This is a genomic window from Streptomyces sp. SBT349, assembly GCF_001083795.1.
GTDB lineage: Bacteria > Actinomycetota > Actinomycetes > Streptomycetales > Streptomycetaceae > Streptomyces.
Window position 1 is genome coordinate 1 of record NZ_LAVK01000461.1, and the last position, 4,883, is coordinate 4,883.

Annotated in this window: 6 protein-coding genes; 4 read left to right on the forward strand and 2 right to left on the reverse strand. The window is 74.4% G+C overall.

The genetic code is table 11. From position 1 onward, the window contains the following. The 3 genes from ADY01_RS32780 to ADY01_RS32790 form a co-directional block, all read left to right on the forward strand. On the forward strand, positions 1–311 hold a 311-nt coding region (locus ADY01_RS32780), incomplete at its 5' end, for a hypothetical protein (RefSeq protein ID WP_049580385.1). Between the two features lie 158 nt (positions 312–469). Then, positions 470–1,117: a hypothetical protein gene (locus ADY01_RS32785; RefSeq protein ID WP_049580386.1), complete on the forward strand. Its 648-nt coding sequence runs from the start codon at positions 470–472 to the stop codon at positions 1,115–1,117. Beyond that, on the forward strand, positions 1,114–1,455 hold the full coding sequence (locus ADY01_RS32790) for a hypothetical protein (RefSeq protein WP_049580387.1): 342 nt from the start codon (positions 1,114–1,116) through the stop codon (positions 1,453–1,455). Before ADY01_RS32785 ends, ADY01_RS32790 begins: the two co-directional genes overlap by 4 nt. A 163-nt stretch (positions 1,456–1,618) precedes the next feature. Here the strand turns inward: ADY01_RS32790 and ADY01_RS32795 are convergent, their stop codons facing one another. Next, positions 1,619–2,959 (reverse strand): PH domain-containing protein, encoded by a 1,341-nt coding sequence (locus ADY01_RS32795; RefSeq protein ID WP_049580388.1) that lies wholly within the window; start codon positions 2,957–2,959, stop codon positions 1,619–1,621. A gap of 1 nt (position 2,960) precedes the next feature. Then, positions 2,961–3,473 carry a PH domain-containing protein gene (locus ADY01_RS32800; RefSeq protein WP_049580389.1) on the reverse strand — a complete coding sequence of 171 codons (513 nt, stop codon included), beginning with the start codon at positions 3,471–3,473 and terminating at the stop codon, positions 2,961–2,963. A 124-nt stretch (positions 3,474–3,597) separates the two neighbouring features. Between ADY01_RS32800 and ADY01_RS32805 the strand changes: the two genes are divergently transcribed. Beyond that, positions 3,598–4,770, forward strand: a complete 1,173-nt coding sequence (locus ADY01_RS32805) for an NADH-quinone oxidoreductase subunit D (RefSeq protein ID WP_049580390.1) — start codon at positions 3,598–3,600, stop codon at positions 4,768–4,770. Positions 4,771–4,883 lie beyond the last annotated feature (113 nt).

Here is a 4,883-nt window from a genome sequence, read left to right on the forward strand (position 1 = left end):
GGCTCCAGGGCGGGATGCACCAGTTCTTCGGCGCGGCCGACGGCGCGGCGGACGCCATGGCCCTGGGCCGCGCGGCGGGCGGCGGCGCCCCGTACCTCGGGCTCAGCGGCGCGGCCGGGCTCGAACTCGGCTCCCAGGCCGTGGGCGCGGGCGCGGGCCAGTACGGCGCCTTCCGGGAGGGCGGGGAGCAGCTCCAGCTCCCGTCGCTCGACCTGGGCGGCGAGCAGGTCCTCGTGGGCGACTCCGCCGACGTGGGCGACTTCGAGTACAACCCGTCGGAGGCCCAGGCCCCGACGGCGAACTACCCGTGAGTTCCGCCCCGCCGTCCGGTGAACGGCCCCCGGCCCGCGGAGTGCTCCGCGGGCCGGGGCGCCGTCGAGGACGGCGGGCCGCCCGCGTTCCCCGGGTTCGTCCCGAGCGGGGGCGCGCGTAGTGAGAGACCGGCGGAAGACAGCGAAAGAGTTGCATCGTGGCTGAAGAGAAGTGGGAGGCCGGGTTCGACTACCCCGGCCTGGACTGGCACCAGCTCGACGTGCGCGCCGAGGACGGCGCCGAGCGGCTGGCGCAGGAGATCGCGGACCGGGGCGGCGAGCTCGACCAGCTGTACGCGGAGGCCGTCTACCCGGAACTGCGGCACATCCACGAGGAGGCGCGGAAGCGGGACGCGCGGCCGATGGTCGTCTTCGTGCCGGAATTCCCCAACGAGGCCAGGCCGCTGGTCTCCATCACGGCGTATGTCGCGCCCTGGGCGCCGCCCGAGCAGGGGCGCGACCTGAAGACCGTGACCGGGATCGCCATGGAGCCGCGGCCCAACCGCATGCGGCCGCCGCTGGTCTCCGACATGGAACTGCCCGCCGGGCCCGCGGTCCGGGTGCACGAGGTCCTGCTCAGCGAGCCCAAGGAGGACAACCGGCAGTTGATCTCCGAGGCCATGACCTACTACATCCTGCCGCCGGGGCTGCCCGACCGCGTGGTCGAGATGACCATCGAGTGGAACAGCCCGATCATCGGCGCCGAAATGGCCGAGACGGCCGACGAGATGGCGATGACGCTGACGCTGGCCCCGGCGGGCTCCGGCGTCGAGGCGGAGGCCGTCGAGCAGCGGGGGGCCGTGTGACGAGCGACCGTCGGCCCGAGTACGTCTTCGACGAGGTGCAGATTGCGCGCGGGCTGCGCCCGCTGGCCCAGCACGGCTTCGTCGTCATCGACCAGGGCGTGCTGTCGCTCCTCGGCAGCGACCGGCAGCCCATCGCCGAGGCGCCCCTCGCGGAGGTGGGGGCCGCCATGGCGCGTTTCCAGCGCGGCAAGTCGGTGGTCCTGACGGTGAACGGCACCAAGTACAACGTGTCCCCCGGCTGGGGGGCGCGCGGCCTGTTCCAGCTCCCGGGGGACGCCGCCGGGGTGAAGACGGCGGCCGAGGCCCTGCTGAAGCTGGTGGAGGCGGGGAAGCGCTGACCCCGCTCCGCCCGCCGGCCCGGTCGTGCCGGCGGGAGAGCTGCCGGAGCCGCCGGAGCTGACGCTGAGCGGCCGGGGCGGGCGCGCCGCGACGGGCCGCCGGGGGGGCGCGCCGTCCGGGGCGGCGACCTCTCGGCCAGGGGCCGTCCCGTGGCGCGAGCCGTCAGGTGGGGGGGCCGGTCAGCCAGCGTTCGGGGGCCGCGGTGCGGCGGCCGAGGCGGGAGCGGTCGGCCTGGAGCGCGACCTCGCGGGCCGCGGAGTCCGCGTCCTGGAGGCGCGCCGTCGCCGTGCCGTTGGCCCCGTGGTCGACCTTGATGTCCGCGAGCCCGAGCCGTTGCGACCAGGGCCCCCGCGTCAGCCGCACGCTCTGCACCTTGGCGTGCGGTACGAGCGTGTGCTCCCGGCGCAGCCGCCCCCGGCGCGCGACGAACACCGACTCCGTCACCCCGTGCCCGTACCCCACGCGCCACAGCGGCACCGCCCAGCGGGCCCGGCTCGGCGAGGGCCGGACCGAGGCCACCGCCGCGTCGATGTCCACCTCCGGCAGGATGCGCGCGATCAGCGCGGCGGCCACCGCCCGCGGCGCCACCGGCAGCAGCAGGTCGCCCTCGTTGCCCGCCCCCGCGACGGCGAGCTCCACCCGCACCCAGCCGCGCGGGCGCCACAGCAGCGGCTCCACCAGCCGCACCGACTGCACGCGGCCCGGCGGAACGGTGGCGTGGTCCCGTTGCAGCAGGCCGTGGTCGAGCCGCAGCCCGTCGGGCGACTCGCTCACCGTCCAGCCGTACTGCGTCAGGAAGCTGCCCAGGCTGGTGCGCCAGACCGCCGCGAGCATGGGCAGCAGCACCAGCGCGGCGGCGAAGAAGCTGGAGGTCGCGGCCCAGATCAGCGGGGTCACCACCGCCGCCACCAGCACGAACCCCCACGCGGTGCCGAGCAGGGCCAGCGCCCACGCCAGGGTCCTGGACTCGACCTGGTACAGCTCGTTGGCCGGGGCCTCGCCCGCCGTGGGGGCGGCCTCGGGCGCGATGCCCGCGGCGCGGGCCAGCAGCTCGGCGCGCAGGTCGCGCGCCTCGTTCTCGTCGAGGAACGCCAGCTCGTCGGCCGACCCCGAGCCGACCACGTCCATCTTCAGCTTGGCCACGCCCAGGGCCCGTGCCAGCAGCGGCCGGGTGATGTCGATGCTCTGGATGCGGTCCACGCGCAGGTGCGCGGTGCGGCGGAAGAGGAGTCCCGTGCGGATGCGCAGCTCGGTGTCGGTGACCAGGTAACGGGTCACGCGCCAGGACAGCCAGCCGTAGCCCGCGGCGCAGAGCAGGATCCCGGCCAGCGCCGCCAGCAGCCACAGCAGGCCGAGCGAGTCGGTCCACGACCTGATGTTCTCCGCGTTCTGCACCGCCACCGCGAAGAGGCCGGCCAGCGGCGCCCAGGCCCGGCGCCACGGCGTCAGCGGGTGGAGCCGCTTGCCCTGCCCCGCCGGGAAGTCCGTCGTGTCGCCCTCCATGTCACAGCCCCGCCGAACGGGCCTCGCCCAGCTCGGTGAGCCGATCGCGCAGCCGTTCGGCGTCCGGCGGGGTCAGCCCGGGGATCGTCGCGTCGGTGGCCGCCGCGGCGGTGTGCAGCTGGAGCCGCGCCAGGCCGAACTTCCGCTCCAGCGGCCCCGAGGTGACCTCGACCAGCTGCATCCGCCCGTAGGGCACCACCGTGAGCTGCCGCCACAGCACGCCGCGGCTGATCAGCAGGTCGTCGTCGCGTTCCAGATAGCGCCAGGAGCGCCAGTTGCGGCCCAGTGCCCGCCAGCCCCACAGCGCGAGGCCGAGCGGCACCGCCGCCAGCAGCGCCCAGACCCCCGCGCCGAGCAGCGGCGGCAGCACGGCGGCGACCAGCACCAGCGGGGCCAGCCAGCACGCGAGCAGCAGCCGCCGCATCCGCAGCAGCGCCGGCTGGACCGAACGCCAGTCCTCGTCGGCCACCTCGGACCCCCCGTCCGGTCGCGGTCCCTCTGCCACCGTGTCCATGCCCAGAAGCTTACGAGTTCCACCCGGCACGGGAAGCGGGAGAGGGTGACAGACTGTCGCCGGACGGACGGATGGACGGCGCGGGACGGCGGACAGCCCGAGCGGGGCGGACCTGGGAGACGTGATGGCGGAGACCACGGGCACCACGCACACGACGGTCGGCATCGGGGGTGGCGCCGCCGGCACCGGCGAGTCCACCGACATGGTGCTCAACATCGGCCCGCAGCACCCGGCGACCCACGGGGTGCTGCGGTTGCGTCTGACGCTCGACGGGGAGCTCATCTCGCACGCCGAGCCGGTGGTGGGCTACATGCACCGGGGCGCGGAGAAGCTCTTCGAGGCGCGCGACTACCGGCAGATCATCGTCCTGGCCAACAGGCACGACTGGCTGTCGGCGTTCGCCAACGAGCTGGGCGTGGTCCTCGCGGTCGAGCGGATGCTCGGCATGGAGGTGCCGGAGCGCGCCGTGTGGCTGCGCACGCTGCTCGCCGAGCTGAACCGGGTGCTGAACCACCTGATGTTCCTCGGCTCCTATCCGCTGGAGCTGGGCGGCATCACCCCGATCTTCTACGCGTTCACCGAGCGCGAGGACCTCCAGCAGGTGATGGAGGAGGTCTCCGGCGGGCGCATGCACTACATGTTCAACCGCGTCGGCGGGCTCAAGGACGAGCTCCCGGCGGGCTGGACCGACCGGGCGCGGCAGGCGGTGACGGCGGTACGCGGCCGGATGACGCGCTTCGACGACCTGGTGCTCGGCAACGAGGTGTTCCGCGCCAGGACGCGCGGCGTCGGCGTCCTTTCCCCCGGGACGGTCCACGCCTACGGCGTCTCGGGGCCCATCGCGCGGGCCAGCGGCGTCGACTTCGATCTGCGGCGCGACGAGCCGTACCTGGCCTATGGCGAGCTGGGCGACGTGCTGCGGGTGGTGACGCGGGACGCCGGGGACTGCCTGGCCCGTTTCGAGGTGCTGCTCGACCAGGCGAAGAACGCGCTCGACCTCGCCGACGCCTGCCTCGACCGGCTCACCGCCCTGCCCCCGGGGCCCATCAACCAGCGGCTGCCCAAGGTGCTCAAGGCGCCGGAGGGCGCCACCTACGCCTGGACGGAGAACCCGCTCGGCATCAACGGGTACTACCTGGTGTCCAAGGGCGAGAAGACGCCGTACCGGATGAAGCTGCGCTCCGCGTCGTTCAACAACATCCAGGCGCTGAGCGAACTGCTCCCCGGCACGCTGGTCTCCGACATGGTCGCCATCCTCGGCTCGTTCTTCTTCGTGGTCGGCGACGTCGACAAGTGAGCCGGCGCGTGAGCCGGGTCAGCCGAGCGGCGCGGGGATCCCGGCCGGCTGGACCAGCCAGGTGAAGGCGCCCATCCCGGACGGGTCGGTCAGCTCCGCCGCCTCCCCCGCCC

Bases quoted from the DNA above. Each gene is read 5' to 3' on its own strand.
- ADY01_RS32795 (WP_049580388.1), bottom strand. From the start codon at position 2,959: ATGGAGGGCGACACGACGGACTTCCCGGCGGGGCAGGGCAAGCGGCTC.
- ADY01_RS32800 (WP_049580389.1), bottom strand. From the start codon at position 3,473: ATGGACACGGTGGCAGAGGGACCGCGACCGGACGGGGGGTCCGAGGTG.
- ADY01_RS32805 (WP_049580390.1), top strand. From the start codon at position 3,598: ATGGCGGAGACCACGGGCACCACGCACACGACGGTCGGCATCGGGGGT.